General features: G+C 64.8%; 22 protein-coding genes. 17 read left to right on the top strand and 5 right to left on the bottom strand.

The features are described from left to right. Window positions 1–13: 13 nt before the first annotated feature. From lepA to ASE49_RS13810, 5 genes are all read left to right on the top strand, one after another. Window positions 14–1,816 (top strand): translation elongation factor 4, encoded by a 1,803-nt coding sequence (gene lepA, locus ASE49_RS13830; protein ID WP_056773957.1) that lies wholly within the window; start codon window positions 14–16, stop codon window positions 1,814–1,816. A gap of 190 nt (window positions 1,817–2,006) precedes the next feature. Continuing rightward, complete coding sequence (locus ASE49_RS13825; protein ID WP_056773650.1) at window positions 2,007–2,543, top strand: helix-turn-helix transcriptional regulator; 537 nt, start codon at window positions 2,007–2,009, stop codon at window positions 2,541–2,543. Window positions 2,544–2,620: 77 nt separating this feature from the next. Beyond that, the gene (locus tag ASE49_RS13820; protein ID WP_056773647.1) at window positions 2,621–2,956 is read left to right on the top strand and encodes a hypothetical protein; all 336 of its coding nucleotides are present in this window, start codon (window positions 2,621–2,623) and stop codon (window positions 2,954–2,956) included. A 30-nt stretch (window positions 2,957–2,986) separates the two neighbouring features. After that, a complete protein-coding gene (locus ASE49_RS13815) occupies window positions 2,987–3,517 on the top strand; it encodes a hypothetical protein (protein ID WP_056773645.1) in 531 nt (176 codons plus the stop codon). Next, a complete protein-coding gene (locus ASE49_RS13810) occupies window positions 3,415–4,053 on the top strand; it encodes a JAB domain-containing protein (protein ID WP_235522989.1) in 639 nt (212 codons plus the stop codon). Before ASE49_RS13815 ends, ASE49_RS13810 begins: the two co-directional genes overlap by 103 nt. A 23-nt stretch (window positions 4,054–4,076) precedes the next feature. Here the strand turns inward: ASE49_RS13810 and ASE49_RS13805 are convergent, their stop codons facing one another. Then, a complete protein-coding gene (locus tag ASE49_RS13805) occupies window positions 4,077–5,057 on the bottom strand; it encodes a sensor domain-containing diguanylate cyclase (RefSeq protein WP_056773643.1) in 981 nt (326 codons plus the stop codon). Between the two features lie 252 nt (window positions 5,058–5,309). Here ASE49_RS13805 and ASE49_RS13800 point away from each other — a divergent pair, with 252 nt between their 5' ends. After that, on the top strand, window positions 5,310–6,926 hold the full coding sequence (locus ASE49_RS13800) for an alpha-D-glucose phosphate-specific phosphoglucomutase (protein WP_442946030.1): 1,617 nt from the start codon (window positions 5,310–5,312) through the stop codon (window positions 6,924–6,926). A gap of 6 nt (window positions 6,927–6,932) precedes the next feature. Here ASE49_RS13800 and malQ read toward each other — a convergent pair whose 3' ends face one another. Together malQ and ASE49_RS13790 are read right to left on the bottom strand one after the other, a co-directional pair. Then, a complete protein-coding gene (malQ, locus tag ASE49_RS13795; protein WP_056773641.1) occupies window positions 6,933–8,933 on the bottom strand; it encodes a 4-alpha-glucanotransferase in 2,001 nt (666 codons plus the stop codon). Between the two features lie 181 nt (window positions 8,934–9,114). After that, window positions 9,115–10,758 (bottom strand): GMC family oxidoreductase, encoded by a 1,644-nt coding sequence (locus tag ASE49_RS13790; RefSeq protein ID WP_056773640.1) that lies wholly within the window; start codon window positions 10,756–10,758, stop codon window positions 9,115–9,117. A gap of 102 nt (window positions 10,759–10,860) precedes the next feature. On the opposite strand from ASE49_RS13790, the gene ASE49_RS13785 reads away from it, so the two are divergent. The 11 genes from ASE49_RS13785 (at window position 10,861) to ASE49_RS13735 (ending at window position 21,363) form a co-directional block, all read left to right on the top strand. Then, window positions 10,861–11,289 carry a Zn-ribbon domain-containing OB-fold protein gene (locus ASE49_RS13785; protein ID WP_442946020.1) on the top strand — a complete coding sequence of 143 codons (429 nt, stop codon included), beginning with the start codon at window positions 10,861–10,863 and terminating at the stop codon, window positions 11,287–11,289. Continuing rightward, complete coding sequence (locus tag ASE49_RS13780) at window positions 11,286–12,446, top strand: thiolase family protein (RefSeq protein WP_056773636.1); 1,161 nt, start codon at window positions 11,286–11,288, stop codon at window positions 12,444–12,446. The genes ASE49_RS13785 and ASE49_RS13780 overlap by 4 nt, the downstream gene beginning before the upstream one ends. Before the next feature lie 8 nt (window positions 12,447–12,454). Next, entirely contained in the window at window positions 12,455–13,663 is a 1,209-nt protein-coding gene (locus ASE49_RS13775) for an acyl-CoA dehydrogenase family protein (protein ID WP_056773633.1), read from the top strand. A 52-nt stretch (window positions 13,664–13,715) separates the two neighbouring features. Further along, window positions 13,716–14,705 carry a thiamine pyrophosphate-dependent dehydrogenase E1 component subunit alpha gene (locus ASE49_RS13770; protein ID WP_056773631.1) on the top strand — a complete coding sequence of 330 codons (990 nt, stop codon included), beginning with the start codon at window positions 13,716–13,718 and terminating at the stop codon, window positions 14,703–14,705. Between the two features lie 14 nt (window positions 14,706–14,719). Then, window positions 14,720–15,733 carry an alpha-ketoacid dehydrogenase subunit beta gene (locus ASE49_RS13765; RefSeq protein WP_056773628.1) on the top strand — a complete coding sequence of 338 codons (1,014 nt, stop codon included), beginning with the start codon at window positions 14,720–14,722 and terminating at the stop codon, window positions 15,731–15,733. A gap of 13 nt (window positions 15,734–15,746) precedes the next feature. Next, window positions 15,747–17,195 (top strand): dihydrolipoamide acetyltransferase family protein, encoded by a 1,449-nt coding sequence (locus tag ASE49_RS13760; RefSeq protein ID WP_056773624.1) that lies wholly within the window; start codon window positions 15,747–15,749, stop codon window positions 17,193–17,195. Between the two features lie 11 nt (window positions 17,196–17,206). Then, on the top strand, window positions 17,207–17,755 hold the full coding sequence (locus ASE49_RS13755; protein ID WP_056773622.1) for a VOC family protein: 549 nt from the start codon (window positions 17,207–17,209) through the stop codon (window positions 17,753–17,755). Next, the gene (locus ASE49_RS13750) at window positions 17,755–18,954 is read left to right on the top strand and encodes an acyl-CoA dehydrogenase family protein (RefSeq protein WP_056773620.1); all 1,200 of its coding nucleotides are present in this window, start codon (window positions 17,755–17,757) and stop codon (window positions 18,952–18,954) included. The genes ASE49_RS13755 and ASE49_RS13750 overlap by 1 nt, the downstream gene beginning before the upstream one ends. Continuing rightward, a complete protein-coding gene (locus ASE49_RS13745; RefSeq protein ID WP_056773618.1) occupies window positions 18,951–20,012 on the top strand; it encodes a phosphotransferase in 1,062 nt (353 codons plus the stop codon). The genes ASE49_RS13750 and ASE49_RS13745 overlap by 4 nt, the downstream gene beginning before the upstream one ends. A gap of 101 nt (window positions 20,013–20,113) precedes the next feature. After that, on the top strand, window positions 20,114–20,458 hold the full coding sequence (gene rpoZ, locus ASE49_RS13740; protein WP_056773614.1) for a DNA-directed RNA polymerase subunit omega: 345 nt from the start codon (window positions 20,114–20,116) through the stop codon (window positions 20,456–20,458). Window positions 20,459–20,592: 134 nt separating this feature from the next. Next, window positions 20,593–21,363 (top strand): ParA family protein, encoded by a 771-nt coding sequence (locus ASE49_RS13735; protein ID WP_056773612.1) that lies wholly within the window; start codon window positions 20,593–20,595, stop codon window positions 21,361–21,363. 21 nt (window positions 21,364–21,384) lie between these two features. Here the strand turns inward: ASE49_RS13735 and ASE49_RS13730 are convergent, their stop codons facing one another. Next, window positions 21,385–21,849 (bottom strand): hypothetical protein, encoded by a 465-nt coding sequence (locus tag ASE49_RS13730; protein ID WP_156370317.1) that lies wholly within the window; start codon window positions 21,847–21,849, stop codon window positions 21,385–21,387. Between the two features lie 149 nt (window positions 21,850–21,998). Continuing rightward, window positions 21,999–23,930 carry an ATP-dependent zinc metalloprotease FtsH gene (gene ftsH / locus ASE49_RS13725; protein WP_056773606.1) on the bottom strand — a complete coding sequence of 644 codons (1,932 nt, stop codon included), beginning with the start codon at window positions 23,928–23,930 and terminating at the stop codon, window positions 21,999–22,001. Between the last annotated feature and the right edge of the window lie 34 nt (window positions 23,931–23,964).

The raw sequence follows: 23,964 nt of genomic DNA, 5'->3' as shown, positions 1-23,964 counted from the left end.
TAACGGCGCAGCCATGACCGACCTCGCGCAGATCCGCAACTTCAGCATCATCGCCCATATCGACCACGGCAAGTCCACGCTTGCCGACCGGCTGATCCAGAGTACCGGCGGCTTGTCCGAGCGCGAGATGAGCGCCCAGGTGCTCGACAACATGGACATCGAGAAAGAGCGCGGCATCACCATCAAGGCGCAGACGGTGCGCCTGAATTACACTGCCGCCGATGGGCTGACGTATGAGCTCAATCTGATGGACACGCCTGGTCACGTGGACTTCGCGTACGAAGTCAGCCGCAGCCTGGCCGCGTGCGAAGGCGCGCTGCTGGTGGTGGACGCCGCGCAAGGCGTGGAAGCGCAGACGCTGGCGAACGTGTATCAATCGATCGAGCATGACCATGAGATCGTGCCGGTGATCAACAAGATCGACCTGCCCGCAGCCGAACCCGAAAAGGTCCGCGCCGAGATCGAGGAAGTCATCGGTATCGATGCGTCCGAAGCGGTGCTGGCCAGCGCCAAGTCCGGCATCGGCATTGCCGAAGTGCTGGAAGCGATCGTCAAGAAGATCCCGCCGCCCAAGGGCGAGCGCGACAAGCCGCTCAAAGCGATGCTGATCGATTCGTGGTACGATCCCTATCTGGGCGTGGTGATCCTGGTGCGCGTGATCGACGGGGTCATCAAGAAGGGCCTGAGCGTCAAGTTCATGCAAGGCGCGACCGAGCATCTGATCGACCGCGTGGGGTGCTTCACCCCCAAGCGCATCGACCTGCCCGAGCTTGGCCCCGGCGAGATCGGCTTCATCACCGCGCAGATCAAGGAAGTGGAGCAGGCCAAGGTCGGCGATACCATCACCACAGTGAAGAACGGCGCGACGCAGGCGCTGCCGGGCTACAAGGAAGTGCAGCCGGTGGTGTTCTGCGGGCTGTTCCCGGTGGACGCGAACGACTTCGAAAAGCTGCGCGAATCGATCGGCAAGCTGCGTCTGAACGATGCGTCGTTCAGCTTCGAGATGGAATCGAGCGCGGCGCTGGGCTTCGGTTTTCGCTGCGGCTTCCTGGGGTTACTGCACTTGGAGATCATTCAGGAACGCCTGAGCCGCGAATACGATCTTGATCTTATCACCACCGCGCCTTCGGTAGTCTATCGCCTGACGATGACCGACGGCACGGTGAAGGAATTGCACAACCCGGCCGACATGCCCGATCCGGTGAAGATCGACTTCATGGAAGAGCCGTGGATCAAGGCGGTAATCTATACGCCCGACGAATACCTGGGCTCGATTCTCAAGCTGTGCCAGGACCGGCGCGGCATCCAGAAAGACCTGACCTATGTGGGTGGCCGCGCGCAGGTTACGTACGAATTGCCGCTCAACGAAGTGGTGTTCGATTTCTACGATAGGTTGAAATCGATCAGCCGGGGCTACGCCAGCTTCGATTACGAGCAGACGGGGCTGCGCGAAGGCGATCTGGTGATGATGAATATCCTGGTCAACAACGAGCCGGTCGATGCGCTGAGTATGATCGTCCACCGCAATCAGGCCGAGCCGCGCGGGCGCGGGCTGGTGGAGCGATTGAAGGAACTGATCCCCCGCCACATGTTCAAGGTGCCGATCCAGGCCGCGATCGGCGCGAAGGTGATCGCGCGCGAAACGATCAGCGCGATGCGAAAGGACGTGACCGCCAAGTGCTATGGCGGTGATATCAGCCGTAAGAAGAAGCTGCTCGACAAGCAGAAGGAAGGCAAAAAGCGCATGCGCGAATACGGCAATGTCCAGATCCCGCAGGAAGCCTTCATCGCTGCGTTGCGCATGGGTGAGGAGTAGGCGGCGCTGGACGGCGCAGAGAGCCACATCGCCGTTCTGCAGACATCACCTAGCGGATTATCGCTATATACTAGCTACGTAGTACTTTAAATTATTGTTAATCCTCGTTATCGTCATACCCGAACGGTAGATTTGTTCAATTCGGGCACGATAGCGGCTGCCCGAACGACGATGGATATGGGATTTAGCAATGCCGGATACGCCGCGCGGGCAAGGCGCCGATATCCTCGAAATACTCCCCGGTCTCACGGTCAAGCAACACGAAGTGCTCCGGTTCGTCGCGGAAAACCGCACGAGCAAGGAGATCGCGTGGGAACTGGGAATCTCCGAAAGCGCCGTCAACCAGCGGATCGAAGGCGTGCGCCTGCGCTCCGGCTCGCCGCCACGTGCGGAACTGGCCCGTGCCTATCGTCAGTACCAGCAGGACCTGGAAGCAGCCTGTAACCCGCTACCAGATAAGATTCCTCAGGTTCCGCTTCAGCCTCATGAACTGCCAACCGGCGTTCAGGACGAACGGGCCGGGCAGCTCGCTCTGGGGGATGCTATGACCTATACGGTCACTGCACCCTGGCAGCGCGAACAGTTCGGAAACGTCGTCCCGGAGGTGCTCGATGGGGCGAATGCCGGCCTTAGCAGGTCGGCCGCGATGTTCGCCATCGCCGGTGGCATGCTGCTGGTTGCGATGGTGGGGCTTGGCGTCATTCGCGCATTGGCCGATCTAGTCTGATCGGCTTGTGTTCCAACCTCCTGTCCATTGCGTATATCGCGCGCCGTCCGGGCCGGCGCTGCAACAGGAGGGTTCCCATGTCCATCACGATTGCCGCCGCCACCGCACGTATTGCCCGCCAGCTTCCCGAAGCCGAACTGTCCCTCGATTCCGCGCTGCTCGCTTCGGCCCGGCTGATGGAATCGATGCTGCTGGCCCGTCAGGCCGATGGTATCGAAGTGTACACCGGCCAGACTGCGCTTATGCGCCTTGCCAAGGCCCAGCGCACCCTGATCGAAAGCCAGAACGACATGATGCGCATTCATCAGGAACTGCGCGGGATCGGCCAGGAAGTGAAAGCGATCAGCGATCACGAGGGTTCTTGCCCCACCGAAGGTTTTCTGGGCGCCGAACCGCTCCGGGCAATGGCCTGATACTGCGACCTGGACTGCTGGGACGTGCTCATGGCTGAGCAGTCCTGGGTCGCGTACCTCTGGTTTCACAAGGACAAGTTGCAGCTTGTCATCTTCATCGTGCTTTTCCTGGTCAGCCTGCGCCGCGCGGCTGGCGCGCCGGAGCGCATTCTGGCGGCGATGCTGCTGGCGATCCCGGTTGTCGACCACATTTATCACCTTGCCGCTGCAGGATCGCTCCTGTGGCGGCAAGCGGATATCGGGCACCTTGTTATCGACGGGGCGGCGCTGGGGGGCATGTTCTTCGTGGCGCTGCATGCAAACCGGGTCTATCCGCTGTGGATAGCGGCGGCCCAGATCATCGCTACCTCCGGACATTTGTACCGCATGGGGCTGACCGAGATCAACCGCTTCGCGTACGACGTGATGGCGATAATGCCATCGTACATCCAGATCCTGGCGATGACGCTGGGACTTGCGTGTCACTTGTCGCGGCGGAGGAAACGCGGCAGCTATCCCTCCTGGCGGCGATCCTCCTTCCTTACGCGGGGGGCCGCAGCGAAGACTTTGCACGCCGCCTGATCCGCCGCTTCGGATCGTTGCGCACCATCTATTCCGCATCCGCATCCGCTCTGAGCGAGGCCATTGGCGATTGCGGTGACTTTCACCAGGAGATCGCCGCGGCAATCGTCGGGGCGCGCAGGCTGGCCGAAGCCGCCGCACTGGAAACCCTGTCAGGCCAGCCTACGGACACCGCATCCCCTGCGTTTCTCAGCTATCTGATCACCCGGCTTGGCAGCCGGCGAGAAGAATGCGTGCTGGTGCTGTTCCTGACCGGCGAGGGCGTTTTCATTGCCGAGGACCTGTATCTGGGAGGCCGGCGCACCGAAGTGCGCATTCCGCTGCGCCGCACCGTACGCCGTGCGTTCGACCTTGACGCACGCCGGCTGATCCTGGCGCACAATCACCCTTCAGGCACCGCCAGCCCCAGCGCGTCCGACATCGCGGCCACCCGGCACTTTGCCAACATCGTGGAAGCGCTCGACATCCGGCTGGACGATCATTGTGTGGTCGCCGGCAATCGCGTGGCCAGCATGCGTGGTATGAGGCTTATCTGACCGGTCCCGAAAGGCGGATGGAATTACGCCATTTCACAGCGATTGCGCCCCAGCCGCTTGGCTGCGTAAAGTGGCACATCCGCCAGGGCCAGCCACTCCTCGGCCACGGTAATGGTATCATCCAGCATCGCCACTCCGAAGCTGGCGGTCACCGCGATCGTCTGGCTGAGGCCAATGGCGATGGGCAGGGCAGCGATCGCGGCCCGGAAACGTTCGACGGCGGCCAGAGCTTCGGGCACGCCGGTTTCAGGCAGGAGAATCGCGAATTCCTCGCCTCCGACACGGCCCAGAATATCGCCGGATCGACCGATCCGCTCCAGCGTGCTGGCCAGTTCGCGCAGCACCTTGTCACCGGCGGGGTGCCCCCAGGTGTCGTTCACGGTCTTAAAGCGATCGACGTCGATAAGGGCCAGCGATGCGGTGCGTCCGTGGCGCCGGCAGCGCGCAATCTCGTGGTTCACCTTTTCCAGAAAACCGCGCCGGGTCAGCGCGCCCGTCAACTGGTCGCGATCGGCGATGCGGCGCAGTTCCATTTCGTTGACGACTATGCGCGCGAAGTTGCGCAGGATGTCCATCTCGCCATCGGTGAATTCGCGCGGGCGGGTATCCACCGCACATAGCGCGCCCACGTTGTAGCCGTCGGCGGTGACCAGCGGCACTCCGGCATAGCTGCGCACGAAGGGATCTTCGGTCACGGAAGGATAATCGGCGACACGTGTGTCCAGGCGCGCATCCGGGATCAGCATCGGCGTGTCCTGCTGGATGGCATAGGCGCAGAACGATTCGCTGCGCGGGGTTTCGGTGGCGTCCAAGCCGTCGATCGCCTTGAACCACTGCCGGTCCTTGTCCACCAGCGTGACAGCCGATATCGGAACGCCCAGAACCGAGCGCACCAGCCGCACGACGTTGTCGAAAGGCTCCTCGCGCGGGGTGTCGAGGATGGCGAGGCGGGCAAGGGCGGCAAGGCGGGCCGGTTCGTCGGCCAATGCGTTGTGAGCAAGCATCCTGCGGTCATTCTCATCGGCGCACAGCGGCAGTGACTGCCCGTGCTGGATAACTCTGCCGTATCTTTACCTGCATCCAGGTTAAGAAAATTCGAAGATCGCGAAAACCTTCGCCATAGCCCTTGCGTGGCCAGTCATCGCCCTGACGCAGGATTTGACAATGGCTGCGTTGGCCCGGCAAGAGTCCGCATTGAAATCACGGTCGGTCCGCGCCCCCTAATGGAGTTACCCCGCTTGACCCAGATCCTTACCATGCCGACCACCCCGTTCGAAGGGCAGGCGCCCGGCACTTCGGGCCTGCGCAAGAAGGTGAAGGTCTTCCAGCAGCCCGGCTATGCCGAAAACTTCATCCAGGCCGTGTTCGATGTTGCCCAGCCGCCCGCCGGTTCCACGCTGGTAATCGGCGGCGACGGGCGGTTTCACAACCGCACCGTGATCCAGCAGGCGATCCGCATGGCGGCAGCGAATGGTTATGGCAAAGTGCTGGTGGGGCGCGGCGGTATCCTGTCCACCCCGGCAGCCAGCCACGTGATCCGCAAATACGGCGCCAGCGGGGGCCTGGTGCTGTCCGCCAGCCACAACCCCGGCGGGCCGGACGAAGACTTCGGCATCAAATACAACATCGCCAATGGCGGCCCGGCGCCGGAAAACGTGACTGACCCAATCCTTGCGCGCACCAAAGTGATCGACCGCTGGCTGACGGTGGACGCGCCCGATGTGGACCTGGATACCATCGGCGAAACGCAGGTGGGCGGCATGACGGTGGCGGTGATCGACCCGGTGTCCGATTATGCCGACCTGATGGAAGAACTGTTCGACTTTGCCGCGATCCGCGCTGTCGTGAGTTCAGGGTTCACCATGCGTTTCGATGCGATGAGTGCGGTGACCGGGCCTTACGCCACTGAAATCCTGGAAACGCGGCTGGGCTTTGCCGCCGGCACGGTCGTCAACGGCACGCCGCTGGAGGATTTCGGCGGCCACCACCCGGACCCGAACCTGATCCACGCCAAGGAGCTGTACGACCTGATGATGTCTGACGATGCGCCTGACATCGGCGCCGCATCGGACGGAGACGGCGATCGCAACCTCATCATCGGACGGGGGCGGTTCATCACCCCGTCCGATTCGCTGGCGATGCTGGCGGCCAACATCGAGATTGCTCCTGCCTATCGCGGGCGCCTGGCCGGTATCGCCCGCTCGATGCCCACCAGCGCAGCGGCGGACCGGGTGGCCGAAGCGCTGGGCGTGCCCTGCTTCGAAACGCCCACCGGCTGGAAATTCTTCGGCAACCTGCTCGATGCCGGCAAGGTCACCATCTGCGGCGAGGAAAGCGCCGGCACGGGTTCCGACCATGTGCGTGAAAAGGACGGCTTGTGGGCGGTGCTGCTGTGGCTCAACATCCTGGCCGTGCGCCAGATCAGCGTTGACGCGCTGGCCAAGGAACACTGGGCGCGCTTCGGGCGCAATTATTACGCTCGCCACGATTATGAAGGCATCGAAACCGCAGGCGCCAATGCGCTGATGGCGCAACTGACGGAACGGTTGCCGACCCTGCCGGGAACGCGGCTGGGTGAATTGACGGTGCGCCACGCTGACAGCTTTTCCTATACCGACCCTGTCGATGGGTCGGTCAGCGCCAACCAGGGCGTGCGGGTGTTGTTCGAAGATGGCAGCCGTATTGTGTTCCGCCTGTCCGGCACAGGCACGCAAGGGGCCACCTTGCGCGTCTATCTCGAACGGTATGAGCCCACGCTGGGCCATCTGGATGCGGATACCGGCACCATGCTGGAGCCGCAGATCGCGGCGGCACAAACGCTTGCCGGCATCACCGCGCACACCGGCCGCGCCACGCCCGACGTCATCACCTGACCGGCATCATCTGACGGGTGGGGCCTTGCGGGCTGCGTCCAGCGTGTGCAGGCGCGCGGCCGTCTCCGGCTCGTCCAGCAGGTCGAGCAGGGGGCGGCTCAGGCGGCGGCGCCAGTTGGGATGTTCGGTCGTGGTGCCCGGCAGGTTGGGCTGTTCGCGCAAGCCCAGCAGATCTTCCAGCGGCGCGATCGCCAGCCCGCACGGCGTGGCGCCCATATGGCGCAGCGCGGCGTTCACCACCGGGGCGGGGTTATCGGGCTCCGGGCGCGGTTCGGCGTCGTGGGTGAGGGTGGCCCATAGCAGGCCGCGATCCCAGGCGCGCTGCGCCTGCGCTTGATCGGGCGTGGGATCACCGGGAAGCCGGCCCAGCTTTTGCGCCCATTCCAGATCGCGCCCGCTCCACCATCCCGCCACGGTGGGCGTATCGTGGGTGCCCGTCATCGCCACGCCGCGCGCGTCGTAATCGGACGCACCGGTAAAGCCGTCGTCGCGCGCGCGTTCGAACCACAGCACGCGCATGCCCAGCATGCCGTGCGCGGCCAGCGCGGGTTCGAAGCCCTGCGGCGTGGTGCCCAGATCCTCCGCCACGATCACCGCGCCGGCCAGATGCGCCTCCAGCGTGACCAGACGCAGCAGGTCTTCCAGCGGATAGCGCAGATACGCGCCGGCGCTGGACGGCGTCCCCTGCGGGATCACCCACAGGCGGGCAAGGCCGAAGGCATGGTCGATCCGCAGCGCCCCGGCGGTGGACAGCGCGGCGCGGATCGTGGCGATCCACGGCGCGTAGCCGCTACGCGCCAGCCCCTGCGGCGAAAATCCCGTCAGCATCCAGTTCTGGCCAAGCGGGCCCAGCGGATCGGGCGGCGCGCCGATGGTGAGGCCATCCAGCATTGCGTCACGCATCGCCCAGGCGTCCGCACCGCCCAGGTGAACCCCCACCGCCAGATCGGCGAGCAACCCCATCGCCATGCCCGCATCGCGGGCGCGGCGCTGCACGGCGGCCAGACTTTCACGCGCCAGCCACTGTGTGAACAGGTGAAATTCGATCTCACCCGCGTTATCGCGCGCAAAGGCGGCGACTTGTGGGCTGGTGGGATCGTGGAACGCCTTGGGCCAGGACTGCCAGCCTTTGGCGCTGCCGGATTGTGCGAAGTGGACGCTTAAGGCATCGAACAGCGCGTGATCGCGCAGGCCCTTGCCGTAGGGCGCGTTGTCCGCCGCGATGCGCTGGCGGGTGGGAGCGTCCAGCGCGGCAAACACGGCGCGCAGTTGCGCCTGCCTTTGCGGCAAAGCCGTTTCCCAATCGATCAGCGCATCGGGTGTCAACGGTGCACCTGGCGGCAGGGGTGGCAGCCCAACCAAGCCCGGATCGCCCATCGAGGTGTTCAGATACAAGCGGCTGGACGGGGAATACGGGCTGAAATCCCGCCCGTCGCCCGCGAACAAGGCGTGCACTGGATTGATCGCCACCGCATCCGCGCCGGTTTGGGCGAACGCGTCGACCGCCTTGGCAAGGTCTGCGAAGTTGCCGAAGGGCTGGGGGCTGGCGCTGCGCAGCGCCGGGATCTGTACCGCCGGCCCCCAGATACGCCCTTTGCCGAGCGAGGCGATGGACGGGCAGGAAGCGGGGGCGACCGCCAGCGTCAGCGCATGACCGTTCACATCCAGCGGATAATAGCCTGGCTCGTCGAGCGCGGGCAGCGTCCAGCTTGACGTATCGAGCCTGTGGGTGGTGCCGTCAGGCGCGGTCAGAACCGCGCTGGTGAGGCTGCGCGGCAGCGGCGTGGTCTTGCCGACTTGCGTCACGATCATGGCGGGCGGGCAGGCCTGTTCCTTGCGCGCCGCATCCAGACTGTCGGCTATCTGCGCGGGCGTGGCGGCCGGATAGCCCAGCGCCTGCGCCAAGGCCTGCAATGAGGCGTCCGGCACGATCATTTCGCGCCCTTGCGCGTCCCACCACGTGCGCGAGAGGCCGATGGTTTCGGCAAGCGCGTGCAACTGCTGCATCGGTGTGAAAGGCTCCGTGTGGCTTGGCTGATCAGGCTAGTGCGCGGCTGCCGGATCGGCAACCACGCGCTCCCGGTCGCAGGGGAAGCGAAGCGCGGCGGCCATCGTTCCAGACGACCAACCGACATTCGGCGCGCGCAATCTTCACCTTATATCCAGTGCTTATCCACACACTTGCCCACTACACTAGCACGGTGGCGCGATCCTCCAGCATCAGCGCGGCCCCGCGCAGGCCCACCGCCATCGCCGGCGCGTTGGTATTGCCGGTCACGTGGCCCGGCATCACCGAACAGTCCGCCACGCGCACGCCCCGCACCCCGTTCACGCGAAGCCGGGCATCGACCACGGCGTTCGCATCATCGCCCATCCGGCATGATCGGATGGCGTGCAGGCCGCAGCTTGCCAGGCGGCGGAACATCGCCAGCACGTCTTCGTCGCTTTGCACCGCATCGCCCTTCACCAGTTCTGCGCCCACCATTCTGGCAAGCGGGCCGGAGCGCACGTATTTGCGCATCGCGCGGACCAGCGCGATGGCGGAACGGCGATCGTGCTCTGTGGACAGGAAGTTGTGCAGGATGCTTGGCGCATCGGATGGCGCCGGTCCGGTGGCATGAACGCTGCTTTCGCTGGTGAGGCGCAGGAGTTGCCCGTAAATGGTGATGCCGGGCAGAGGATCGATCTTGTCGAGCGGGACGGGGTCCTTGTCGTCGCCGACTTTGAAGGTGTAGCCACCCAGGTAGAACTGGGCATCGGTGCGCCCGTCCGGATGGGCGACGTTGCAGAACGCGCCAACCTCGAACGGCCCGGTGGCCAGCACGCCATCGCCGCGCACAAGATAGCGCAGCATCGCCAGAGCCGCGCCGATCCCGAAGAAGCTGCGGTTGGTGCCCTTACCCCGATCCAGCCGGAACGGCATCGAGAGCGAGAGGTGCTCGATCATCCGCTCACCCACGTCGGGCGAATGCGCGACGAGCGGAATGCCCGCCGCCGCCAGTCTTGCGGCATCGCCGATCCCCGAGCGCTGCAGCAGCAACGGACTTTCCATCGCGCCGGCGCTCACCACAATTTCACCGCCGCATGCGAAGTGCTGTGCCTGCCCGTTCACCACCGCGTCCAGCCCGACCGCGCGCGTTCCGTCGAACACGATCCGCTGCGCCAGGGCGTTAGTCAAAACCGTGACGTTGGGCCGTTTGCGCGCGGCGGCAAGGTATGTGCGCGCCGAGGAATCGCGCTTACCCTTGCGGATGTTGTGGCTGTAATAGCCGACGCGCGGTCCGGCGGTGGCGTTCAGATCGTCCACCCGGCGCAGGCCCGTTGCCTCGCCGGCCTCGATCATGCGTTCGGCCAGCGGATAGGTGTAGCAGGCGGGATCGACGTGGACGAGGCCACCGCTGCCGCGCATGGGGGAGGGCCCCGCGGCGTGGTCTTCAAGTTCGAGGAAGGCGGCGGTCATGCTGGCGCCGTTCCATCCGGTGGCGCCGGCATCGCGCTCCCACGCGTCATAATCGGCCGGTTCGCCCCGGCTCCAGATCATGCCGTTGATGGATGATGAGCCGCCCAGGCCCTTGCCGCGTATCCATACTTCGCCGGCGCCCGGATCGTTGGCGCCCGGATCGCGCGGCTGGGCCACGTGATAGGCCCACATGTGTTCGGGCTTCTTGACCAGCTTGGCGACGCCTTTGGGCAGGGTTACCCAGAAACTGTCATTCTCGCCGCCGGCTTCGAGCACCAGCACCTGCGCGCGGCCATCGGCGCTGAGCCTTTCGGCCATCACGCAGCCCGCGCTCCCGGCGCCCACAATGATGAAATCCCACGCCTTGGTCATCGATTTTTCTCCCGCCGCAACGGGTCGCACGAACTGGCCTATTGGCTACCCTAGCGTTTTGGTGAGTCACCATCGGGGCGCGCGCAGGCCTACACCGGTTTCATGACCGGACTTCAAATACCGGGTGGGAGCGAGATGCGGGCAATTGCCCAAGGCCTGTTCACCGATGAGACGCCGCCGCGTCTGATCGGCGGAAAGGATCGGGAAACCGGCCGTATCGTCTATCCCTGCCCCGACGCCCCGACCTACGATCCCGTGCCGCTTTTGCGGGAGGGCACCTTGTGGTCGTGGACGGTGCAGCGTTTCCGCCCCAAATCCCCACCCTATGCCGGGCCTGACTCGTTCGCGCCGTGGGTGGTGGCTTATGTGGAACTGCCAGGCCAGGTGATCGTCCAGGCGCGGCTGGTGGATGTTGCCTTCGAAGACCTGCGCGTCGGGCTGCCGGTCCGTTTCGCGCCCGCCCCGCTCGATCCTGCAAATCCCGATGGCGTGCTGGTGCCCGCCTTCGTTCCGATGGAGGCTGCGGCATGAGCGACGTGTGCATCGTGGGCATCGGCATCCACCCGTTTGGGCGCACAGACGGCGTTTCGGGCGTCGATCAGGGGGTTTTCGCCGTGCGTCAGGCGCTGGCGGACGCGGGGATCGACTGGCCGCAGGTTCAGTTCGCGTATGGCAGTTCAGATGCGGCGGGTAACCCCGATACGATGGTGGACCGCCTCGGCCTGACCGGGGTGCAGTTCATCAATGTGCGCAATGGCTGCGCGGCGGGTGGTTCGGCGCTGTTTTCGGCGCAGATGGCGATCAAGTCCGGCGAGTTCGACATCGGGCTGGCCGTGGGCTTCGACAAGCACCCGCGCGGTGCGTTCAACGCGCTGCCGGCGGAATACAACCTGCCGGACTGGTATGGCGAAGTGGGCCAGATGGTCACCACCCAGTTCTTTGCGGCCAAGATCATGCGCTACATGAGCCTGTTCGGCATTTCGCAAAAGTCGCTGGGCATGGTGGCCGAAAAGGCGTTTCGCAACGCGGTCCACGCGCCGCATGCGTGGCGGCGCCAGCCGGTCGCGCTGGAGGATATTCTGGCCGCGCCGCTGGTTAGCGATCCTTACACCAAATACATGTTCTGCTCGCCGGGCGAAGGCGGCGTGGCCCTGGTGCTCGCCAGCGAAAAGAAGGCGCGCGAACTGGGCAAGCCGCTGATCCGCCTGAAAGCCGCCACCATGCGCACCCGCCCGCCGCACAGCTTCGAGGTGTTCGCGCCCAGCGTGGACGTGGTGGCGGACGACACCGGGCCGCGCGGTACCGCATCGCGCATCGCATCCGCCGATGCCTATCGCATGGCCGGGATGGGCCCTGCGGACATCGCGGTGGCGCAGTTGCAGGACACCGAAACAGGAGCCGAAATCATGCACATGGCCGAGAACGGCTTTTGCGCCGACGGCGAACAGGAGCGCTGGCTGGCCGAAGGGCGGACCGAAATCGGAGGTGCACTGCCGGTCAACACCGATGGCGGATGCTTGGCCTGCGGTGAGCCGATCGGCGCATCGGGCTTGCGGCAGGTATACGAAAACGTCGTGCAATTGCGCGGTGACGGGGGCGGGCGGCAAGTGCCGGGCGATCCCAAGACCGCATACAGCCACGTCTACGGCGCGCCGGGCGTATCCGCCGTCACCATTCTGGAACGCTGAAAGCCCACATGGACATCGAACTTTCCACCCAGGACATCGCCTTCCGCGACGAGGTTCGCGCGTTCCTGCGCGATAACCTGCCGGCCGACGTGAAGGCCGGCGCGGCTGCCACCCCGTCCGTCTTCGTCGAGCCTGACATCGGCCAGACGTGGAACGCGGTACTGAACGCCAAGGGCTGGCTGGGCTATCAATGGCCCGCCCAGCACGGCGGCACCGGCTGGACGCCGCTGCAGCGCTATCTGTTCGAGAAGGAATGCGCCGCCGCCGGTGCGCCCAACCTGACCGTGTTGGGGCTCAAGCTGCTGGCCCCGGTGATCTGGACCTTCGGGACCGAAGCGCAGAAGGCGCACATCCTGCCGCGCATCCTGTCCGGTGAGGACTATTGGTGCCAGGGCTTCTCAGAACCGGGTTCCGGCTCGGACCTTGCCAGCCTCAAGACCCGGGCGATCCGCGATGGCGATCGGTATATCGTCAACGGCTCGAAAATCTGGACCACGCATGCCCACCACGCCACCGGCATGTTCACGCTGGTGCGCACCAATACCGAGGTGAAGAAGCAGGCGGGTATCTCGTTCCTGCTGATCGACCTTGCCAGCCCCGGCGTTTCAGTGCGCCCGATCCTGACCAACGCGGGCGACCACGAAGTGAACCAGGTGTTCCTGGAGGACGTGAGCGTTCCGGCGGAAAACCTCGTAGGCGCGGAAGGGGATGGCTGGACCATCGCCAAGTTCCTGCTGGAGAACGAGCGCGGTGGTTCTTGCCATGCGCCAAAGCTGGGCTACGATCTCGATCAGATCGAAAACGGTGCGAAGCAGGAGAGCGATGGCAAGGGCGGCATGTTGTCGGACCAGACGGACTGGCGGCGCCGCGTGGCCAAGGCCCGGCTGTCAGTCAACGCGCTGGAAATGATCGAGCTCAAGATCATCTCGGAAATCGCCAAGGGCCGCGCGCCTGGTCCGCAAACCTCGCTGACCAAGCTGCTGGCGTCCAACTTGCGCCAGGAGATAGACCTGCTGGCGATGGACCTGTTCGGCCTTGCCGGGCTGCAACTGGAAACCACCCGTCCGCTGTACGGCAAGGATGCGCCGGTGCCCGTGCATGCACCCGGCGCGCAAGTGATGGCCGCGCGCTATCTCAACAGCCGCGCGTGGACGATCTTTGGCGGCACTAACGAAGTGCAGAGCACGATTATCGCCAAATCGGTGCTGGGCCTGTGATGGTGCCGCGATTGAAGGCCGCAACCCCTATGATTGAAGAGAGGAAAGCCCGATGCAGCTGAACCGCGAGGCGCTGACGCGCGCCTATCGGCAGATGAAGCTGATCCGCGAATTCGAGGAACGGCTCCACGAGGAGATCCAGACCGGCGAGATTGCGGGCTTCACCCACTTGTACTGCGGGCAGGAAGCGGTTGCGGTTGGCGTGTGCGAACACCTGACCGAGCGGGACAAGATCGTCTCTACCCATCGCGGCCACGGCCACTGCCTGGCCAAGGGCTGCGATGTGGAAGGGATGATGAAGGAAATCTGGGGCAGCCAGGAGGGCCTGTGCAACGGCAAGGGCGGCTCCATGCACATCGCCGACATCGACAAGGGCATGCTGGGCGCCAACGGTATCGTGGGCGCAGGCGCGCCGATCGCGGTAGGCGCGGCGCTGTCCAACAAGATCGACGGACCTGACGAGAACGGCAAGCTGGCCGTCGCCATCGCCTTTTCAGGTGACGGCGCGTGCAACCAGGGGACCACGTTCGAGGCGATGAACCTGGCCGTGGTCACCAAGGCCCCGGCGATCTTCGTGTTCGAGAACAACCATTATTCCGAGCATACCGGCGTCGATTACGCGGTCGGCACCAGGCAGGACATCGCCAGCCGCGCCGAAGCGTTCGGCATGAAGGTGTGGCGCGCGGACGGCACCGATTTCTTCTCCGTCTATGACACCTTCCGCGACGTGCTGGAATACGTGCGCGTGCCCGGCAACGGCCCGGCGGCGGTGGAATTCGATACCGAGCGTTTCTTCGGCCACTTCGAAGGCGATCCGCAGCGCTATCGCGGTGATGGCGAGCTTGATCGCCTGCGCGCAGAGCGTGATTGCCTGAAGATCTTCCGCAAGAGCGTGACCGGCGCGGCCCTGCTGGACCATGCCGACCTGGATATCGTGGACGCCGATGCTTTGAAGGCGATCGAGGATGCGGTGACAGCATCGCGCGCCGCAGCCCGCCCGGCGCCCGAAAACGTCCTCGACAACGTTTACATCAGCTACTGACAGGAACGACACTCATGGCAAAGTTGATGTACCGCGACGCCATCCGCAACACGATCTTCCAGGAAATGCAGCGCGACAGCCGCGTCGTCGTCCTGGGCGAGGACGTGGTGGGCGGCATGGGCACCGCCGGCGGCCCGGAAGCCATCGGTGGCATCTGGTCCACCTCCACCGGTTTTTACGACGCCTTCGGGCCTGACCGGGTTATCGACACCCCGATCAGTGAAAGTGCGATCATGGGCGCGGCGGGCGGGCTTGCCCTGGCCGGCAAGCGCCCGGTGGCCGAAATCATGTTCGCTGACTTCATCGGCGTGTGCATGGACCAGCTGTGGAACCAGATCGCCAAGTTCCGCTACATGTTCGGCGGCAAGTCCATTTGCCCCGCCGTGATCCGCATGCCCTGCGGCGCCGGCTACAACGCAGCAGCGCAACACAGCCAGATGATCAGCCAGTTCGTGACCAACATGCCCGGCATCAAGGTGGTGATGCCCGCAACCCCGGCGGATGCATGCGGCCTGCTGCGCCAGGCGATCCGCGACGATGATCCGGTGGTCTTCCTCGAACACAAGTTCCTGTACGCGATGAGCGGCGAAGTGCCGGACGATCCGGACTTCACGATTCCCTTCGGCCATGCCCGCCTGGCCCGCGCCGGTCAGGACGCCACCATCGTCGCCAGCGGCATGATGGTGGGCTATGCCGAAACCGCCGCCGACGATCTGGCGCGTGACGGAATCGGCTGCGACGTTATCGACCTGCGGACCACATCGCCGCTCGATGAAGAAGCGATCCTCGATTCCGTCGAGGTTACAGGGCGGGCGGTGATCGTGGACGAAGCGCCGCCGCGCTGTTCGCTGGCGACCGACATTTCCGCGCTGATCGCCCAGAAGGCTTTCGCCAGCCTCAAGGCGCCAGTTGAAATGGTGACGCCGCCGCACACCCCGGTGCCGTTCGCCCGCGAACTCGAAAGCGCGTATCTGCCCAGCCCCGCCAAGATTGCGGCGGCTGTGCGCAAGACGCTCGAATACCGGTGAGGGGGCACAGCACATGAGCCGTATCCGCGCCTTTACGATGCCCAAATGGGGTATCGAGATGACCGAGGGCACCATTGCCGACTGGACCGTGAAGGAGGGTGACACCTTCAAGCGCGGGCAGACGCTGTGCCTGATCGAAACCGCCAAGATCACCAACGAGGTCGAGGCCGAATACGACGCCACCGTGCGACGCATTCTGGTGCCGGGCGGCAGCGAGGCCGAGCCGGTGGGTGCGCTGCTGGCGGTGTTCGACGAAGGCGATCACTCCGACGCCGAGATCGACGCCTTCGTAGCCGGCTTCAAGCCTGCCGAGGGCGGTATCGCCAAGGGCGCGGAAAAGCCCAAGCCCGCCGCCGAGCCCGTCGCCGCCACCGCAAGTGCGCCGGCCAAGGCCCGTACCAAGATCGACACCAATCGCCCGATCAGCCCCGAAGCCTTGCGCCTGGCGGAGGAAGAGGGCGTCGATGTTGCGGTGATCGAAGGCTCGGGCCGGGGTGGGCGCATCACCCATCAGGATGTGGTCAAGGCCCTGCGTGGACCGGCTTCGTCCGTGCCGCGAGGGCCGCTCCCGGTTGAGATCGAAGACCTGAAGATCTTCGCCTCCCCGCTGGCCCGCCGGATCGCCGCCTTGCACGGTATCGCGTTGGGTGACTTGTCCGGCACCGGGCCGCGCGGTCGCATCTCCAAAGCCGACGTACTGGCGCTGGTGCCCAAGGCCGGCCCGGGCACGTCTGGCACTTTGGGCACGCCCGCTTTCGTCGCTGGCGAGAACCGCGCGCAGGTGGTGCCGTTCGATCGTATCCGCAAGGTGGTGGCGCAGCGGCTGACGCAGGCCAAGCAGGACATCCCGCACTTTTATCTGCGCACATCGGCGCGCGTCGATGTGCTGCTGGAGATGCGCAAGACCGCCAATCTTGTGCTGGGCTGCAAGGCTTCGGTGAACGACTGGATCGTCAAGGCGGTGGCCAATGCGCTGGTGCGGCATCCGGACGTGAACGTGCAGGTGCACGGTCAGGAACTGCACCGCTTCCCGCATGCCGACGTATCGATCGCGGTCGCCGGCCCCAAGGGGCTGGTAACCCCGATCGTGCGGCAGGCGGACCGGATGCGGATCGACCAGATCGCCGCCGAAACCCGCCGCCTGATCGACAAGGCGACGCTTGCCGATGGCGGCAAGGGCTTGTCGATGGATGACATGGAAGGCGGCACGTTCTCCGTCTCAAACCTGGGCATGTTCGGCATCGAGAATTTCGATGCGATCATCAATCCGCCGCAAGGCGCGATCCTTGCGGTGGGTGCCGCCTTGCGGCAGCCGGTTGAAGCGGCGGGCGGCATAACCTTCGAAACGCGCATCAGCTTCACCTTGTCGGTCGATCACCGCGCGATCGATGGTGCAGCCGGCGCGCAGTTCCTGCAGACCCTCAAAGACCTGATCGAAAAGCCGGAAGGCCTGTTCGCGTGAAAGGACACGACATGACCACGCAAGGCCTCAAGCCCGGCCCGCTCAAGCGGCTGGGCGATGTGATCCAGCTTGCCTATTTCCCCACCGACTTCGATGCGACCATGAAATACTGGATCGAGACCGTCGGTGTCGGCCCGTTCTTCGTGCTCAACGACGTGCGGCTCGATGACATGAAATACGAAGGGCAACCCACCGACGCCACGTTCTCGATGGCGATCGGGTATTGGGGCGACATCCAGATCGAACTCATCAAGACGGATAGCGCCTCGCCCTCGCTCTACACCGGCGAATATGCGGTGCGCGATCGGCTGCATCATGTGTGTGTGTTCGTCGAATCCATCGCCGAAGCGCGGGCGGCCTGCGCCGAGGCTGGTGCGAAGATCATCGTCGAAGGCAAAGTGGGCGCGGATGGCGAAGTGATCTACGTCGATCCCGGCCAGGGCCCCGGCCATGTGATAGAGTATCTTCAGCCGCTGTCCGGCACCGAAGGCCTGTTTCAGATGATGAAGGATGCCGCCCGCGATTGGGACGGGTCCGATCCGATCCGGGTGCTGCAGTAATGGCGGAGATTTCCCAACACGCGCAAGACATGGCCGCAAGGGTCGAGGCGTTCGTGCGCGAAAAGATCGTGCCGTATGAGAAAGACCCGCGCCGCGATCATCACGGTGCGCCCACGGACGAACTGGTCATGGAAATGCGCGGGCTTGCCCGTGAGGCCGGGGTTCTGACGCCGCACATCCACGACGATGGCGCGCACATGACCCAGCGCGAAACGGCGGTCGTGCTGATCAAGTCCGGCCTCTCGCCGCTAGGCCCACTGGCGTGTAACACGATGGCGCCTGACGAGGGCAACATGTACCTCATCGGCCATGTCGGCTCGCCGGAATTGAAGGCCCGGTTCCTGACCCCGCTGGTGGAAGGCAAGGCGCGTTCGGCGTTCTTCATGACCGAGCCGGCCGACTGGGGCGGTGCCGGCTCCGACCCGTCGATGATGAAGACCACCTGCCGCAAGGATGGCAACCACTGGGTGATCGACGGGCGCAAGACCTTCATCACCGGCGCACAAGGCGCGCGCGTCGGCATCGTCATGGCGGCATCGCAGGAGGAAGATACTAAGGGCGGCGCCTGCATGTTCCTGGTCGATCTGCCCGATCCTGCGATCCGCATCGACGAGGTACCCAACACCATCGACACGTCCATGCCCGGCGGCCACGCCACGCTGACTATCGACGGTCTTCGCGTACCGGCGGACCAGATGCTGGGCGCGCCGGGCGAAGGTTTCAAATACGCGCAGATCCGCTTGAGCCCCGCGCGCCTGTCGCACTGCATGCGCTGGCTGGGATCGTGTATCCGCGCGCAGGAAATCGCCAGCGATTACGCTTGCCGCCGCCATGCGTTCGGCAAGCAGTTGATCGAGCATGAAGGTGTGGGCTTCATGCTGGCGGAAAACGCCATTCTGATCCAGCAGTGCCAGTTGATGATAGACTGGTGCGCCGGGGTGCTGGACAGCGGCTCACTGGGCACTGTCGAAAGCTCGATGGCCAAGGTGTCCGTCTCCGAAGCGTTGATGAAGATCGCGGACAACTGCGTGCAGGTGCTGGGCGGCATCGGCGTTACCGAACGCACCATCGTGGAGCAGGTATTCCGCGAAATCCGCGCGTTCCGGATCTATGACGGCCCGACCGAAGTGCACAAGTGGAGCCTTGCCAAGCATATCCGTCGCACTTGGCGCAAGGCACAGGAACAGCAGCCGGCATGAGCGCGATCGCGGATGCCAATTCCGGCACCACCCCGGTCCGCGAAGGGTATGCCTTTGACGAGGCAGCGCTCAGCGCGTGGATGCAGGCCAACGTCGCCGGTTTTGCCGGACCGATGCAGGTTGAGCAATTCAAGGGTGGCCAGTCTAACCCTACCTACAAGCTGGTGACGCCCGCGCGCAGCTATGTCCTGCGCCGCAAGCCGCCGGGCCAGCTGCTCAAGGGCGCGCACGCGGTAGAACGCGAGGCCAAGGTGCTCACCGCGCTGCATGGCGCCGGCTTTCCGGTGGCGCAGGTCTATGGGCTGTGCACCGACGACGCCGTGATCGGCACCTGGTTCTACGTGATGGACATGGTGGAAGGCCGAATCTTCTGGGACGCCACCGTGCCGGGCGTGTCCACCGCCGAACGCGCCGCCATCTTCGATGCGATGAACGCCACAATCGCGCAGCTGCACGGCCTTGATCCCGCCGCGATTGGCCTGGCCGACTATGGCAAGCCGGGCAATTACTTCGCCCGTCAGGTGGCGCGCTGGTCCCGGCAATATTTTGAGGACGAAGCGGCTGGCCGCAATGCCGACATGGACGCGGTGATCGCGTGGCTGGAAGCCGAAATGCCGGCGGACGATGGCGCCTCCAGCGTCATCCACGGCGATTTTCGGATCGACAACATGATTTTCCACCCCACCGAGCCGCGCGTGCTGGCGGTGCTGGATTGGGAACTTTCGACGCTGGGCCACCCGCTCGCGGACTTTGCCTACAACGCGATGATGTACCACATGCCCCCGCATATCGTGGCGGGGCTTGGCGGCGCGGATATCGCGGCGCTGGGCATCCCTACCGAGGCGGACTATGTGGCGGCTTATTGCCGGCGCACGGGGCGCGAAGGGGTGCCGGACTATCGCTATTACATGGCGTTCAACTTCTTCCGGCTGGCTGCCATCTTCCACGGGATCAAGGGGCGCGTCATTCGGGGCACTGCCGCCAGCGCGCAGGCGCGGGAGCGGGCAGAAGCGTTCCCCGAACTGGCGCGGCTGGCGCTGGGCTTCACGCAAGGATGAAGGGGACGGCGGGCCTTGGCACGCCAATTCCTTGACTTTCAAAGCCCGCCGCCGTAAGCGCCAGCCTTTCCGACCCCATAGATTCTTACCCGGGAGTGCCCATGGCGCGCGTTACTGTCGAAGATTGCGTCGACAAGATCCCCAACCGCTTCGACCTCGTGCTTCTCGCCGCCCAGCGCGCGCGGGAAATTTCCGGCGGTGCCGAACTGACGATCGAGCGTGACCGCGACAAGAACCCGGTCGTGGCCTTGCGCGAAATCGCCGAGCAGACCGTAACGCCCTCGATCCTGAAGGAAACGCTGGTCACCTCGATGCAGCGTGTCCTGCCTGACGATGACGACGAGATCGATGAGATCGGCTCGCTCAGCCAGTCGGCAGAGGCGCTGCGCATCACCGCATCGGCACCCACTCGCAACACCTCGCTGGGCGGCGATTACGACGGTTGATGTTCGGGGCTGACGCTCCGGCGTTGACTGCCCGGCTGGCGGCAGGCAACACTGGCCCCGTGGCCCCGAAATCGAAACTGCCCAGAATTATCGGATTTGCCGGGGGACCGCCCAACAGGGCTGGTCCCCCTGCTGTGTCAGAAAGCGACGCGGCATCGCCGGCCCATGGCGGGGCGACGATCGCGATCTACAGCGTGAAAGGCGGGGTAGGCAAAACCACCTTCGCGGCCAATCTGGCATGGTGTTCGGCGGTATCGGCGGCCCGCCGCACGTTGCTGTGGGATCTTGATGCGGCCGGCGGCTCGGCGTTCCTCTATGGGCTTGAGCCGCACGCCGCGCGCTTTGCGCAGGACGTGTTCGCCCGCGAACGACCCGCCGCCCGATTGATCCAAGCCACCCAGTTTGAGGGGCTGGATATTCTTCCCGCCGACGAATCGATCCGGGCGCTGGACGCGCAACTGGCCAGGATCGGCAAGCGCCGGCGGCTGGCCAAGCTGACCGCCGAATTGTCCGCCGGCTATGCGCGGATCATCCTGGATTGCCCGCCGGTGATGAACGAACTGTCCGCGCAAGTGGTTCGCGCTGCCGATCTGGTGATCGTGCCGCTGCCGCCATCGCCGCTCTCCACTAGGGCCTTCGAACTGGTGGTGCGCGAGATTGCAGGCAACACGCGGCAGCATCCGCCGATCCTGCCGGTGCTATCCATGCTGGACATGCGCCGCACGCTGCATCGCCGGGCGCATGAGGGCAATCCCAGCTGGCCGGTGGTCCCCTACGCCAGCGCGGTGGAGCAATGCGCGGTGCATCGCCAGCCGGTGGGCGCGTTCGCACCGCAAAGCGCGGCTGCGCAGTCTTTCGCGCGGCTATGGGATGCCATCGAAAAGAAGCTGGCCCTGCGCTGCTGATGGCCCCAACGGTGAGGCTGGTCAGCCCAGCCGATCGAGAAGCCGGATCCGCGCCCGGTCGTTGGGACGGCCAAGGCGTTCGAACAGTGCGCGCACGTCCTGCAAGTCCGGGACGTAGACGGTAACCGCGTCCACAACGATGGCACAGCGGGTTGCCGGTTCTACCCCCCGCCAGATACCATCGGCATCGCGCAGCCGGAAGTTGGCCATGAATTCAACCACCAGCGGGCAGGCGGTCCATCGCGCGAACACCTCAGACCAAAAGCGCGGGTGATGCGATCGCGGCGCCGGGCCAACGCCGATCCGGGCCATCAGGCGATGCGCGTCGGCAATGCTGAGCACGACGTCGACGTCCGATACGCAAATCGGCGCCGCGCCGTGCAGGGCAGCAGCCGCGCCCGAGATGATCCACCAGGGGTCGCGCGCGCCGGCCAGCACGGTGCCGACGGCTACGAGTGTCTCCTGAAGTCCCGGCTGTATGCTCATCCGCGCGGTCATGACCCACCGCGACGGTGGTGGCAACCAGACCATGCGCGACGCCGCAGGGCAAAACGCCAAAAGGAAAAGGGGCGTCGGGCCTAAGCCTGACGCCCCTCCTGCATTCTCCTTGGGGGAGAACCGTGAAACTGCTGCGATCAGGCGCCTTGCGTTGCCGTCCCGCCGGTAAAGCGCTTGCCGGACTTGGGGATCGCGGAACCGGTGACTGGGCGGGGCAGGACCGACCCGCGCGGTTCCGAAGACCGGTCGATTTTGCCGCCTTCCAGCAGTTGAGTGATATCCTCGCCCGAAAGCGTCTCATACTCCAGCATAGCATTGGCCAGCGCATGAAGATCGTCAGCGCGATCGTTCAGGATCTGGGTGGCCCGCGCGTGCGCAGTGTCCACCAGAATGCGAATTTCGCTGTCGATCAGGCGGTTGGTCTCGTCAGAGCCCATGGTGCGGTTGGAGCCGCCCATGCCCAGATAGCCTTCCTGGGTTTCCTCGTACTGCAGCGGCCCCAGCTTGTCCGACATGCCCCACTTGGTGACCATCGAACGCGCAAGGCTGGTGGCGTACTGGATGTCGGACGAGGCGCCCGAGGAGACCTTGTCGTACCCGAAGATGATTTCTTCGGCCACGCGGCCACCCATAGCCACGGACAAGTTGGCCAGCATCTTGTCGCGGTGGTAGGAGTAGCTGTCCCGCTCCGGCAAACGCATCACCATGCCCAGCGCACGGCCACGCGGGATGATCGTTGCCTTGTGGATCGGGTCAGAAGCGGGTTCGCTCAGCGAGACGATGGCGTGGCCGGCCTCGTGATAGGCGGTCATCTTCTTTTCGTCCTCGGTCATGACCATGGAGCGGCGTTCCGCACCCATCATCACCTTGTCCTTGGCGTCTTCGAACTCCTGCATCGCAACCAGCCGCTTGTTGCGGCGCGCGGCGAGCAGGGCGGCTTCGTTCACCAGGTTAGCAAGATCGGCGCCCGAGAAGCCCGGCGTGCCACGGGCGATGACGCGCGCGTTCACGTCGGGTGCCAGCGGCACCTTCTTCATGTGGACGGCGAGGATTTTCTCGCGACCGTCGATGTCGGGCACGGGCACGACCACCTGACGGTCGAAACGGCCGGGACGCAGCAGGGCCGGGTCCAGCACGTCGGGGCGGTTGGTGGCCGCGATGATGATGATGCCTTCGTTGGCTTCGAAGCCGTCCATCTCGACCAGGAGCTGGTTGAGCGTCTGCTCGCGCTCGTCGTTGGAGTTGCCGAGACCATGGCCGCGATGACGACCTACCGCATCGATTTCGTCGATGAAGACGATGCACGGTGCGTTCTTCTTGGCCTGCTCGAACATGTCGCGCACGCGGCTGGCGCCAACGCCCACGAACATCTCGACAAAATCGGAACCCGAAATCGTGAAGAACGGCACACCGGCTTCACCCGCGATCGCGCGGGCGAGCAGCGTCTTGCCGGTGCCGGGCGAGCCGACCAGCAGCGCGCCCTTGGGGATCTGTCCGCCAAGCTTGGAAAACCGGGTGGGATCACGCAGGAATTCGACGATTTCCTCAAGCTCCTCACGCGCTTCGTCGATGCCGGCGACATCGTCAAACGTCACGCGACCCGACCGTTCGGTCAGCAGCTTGGCCTTGGACTTGCCGAAGCCCATCGCGCCCGAACCGCCGCCTTTCTGGACCTGGCGCAGCGCGAAGAACGCGATGCCCACGATCAGCAGGAACGGCAGTGTCTGGGCAAGAATGTACAGAAGGACGCTGCCCTGTTCGGCCTCCTTGCCGGAATACTTCACATTGTTGCGCTGCAGCAGGTCGGCCAGCGTAGTGTCGCCGGGTACCGGAACCGTAGTGAACGCATCGCCGTTGCGCATTTTGCCATCAATGCGATCTTCGGAGATCTGCACTTCGGAAACCGCGTTTTCCGCCACTTTGGCGCGGAAGTCGGAATAGGCGATCGCCTGCCCGCCGGCGGTGCGCGAGCCGAACATCGACACCACCATCAGGAGCGCCAGGAAGATGCCCCCCCATACCAGGAGACTCTTGACCCAAGGGTTGCCGCTAGGCTGGTCGTCGTTCATGTGAGGAAATCCGTCCTTTCGCCGGTCAATGTAG

Origin of the sequence: Novosphingobium sp. Leaf2, assembly GCF_001421325.1 — a bacterium.
Taxonomy (GTDB): domain Bacteria; phylum Pseudomonadota; class Alphaproteobacteria; order Sphingomonadales; family Sphingomonadaceae; genus Novosphingobium.
This window is presented reverse-complemented; position numbering and strand designations above follow the sequence as displayed.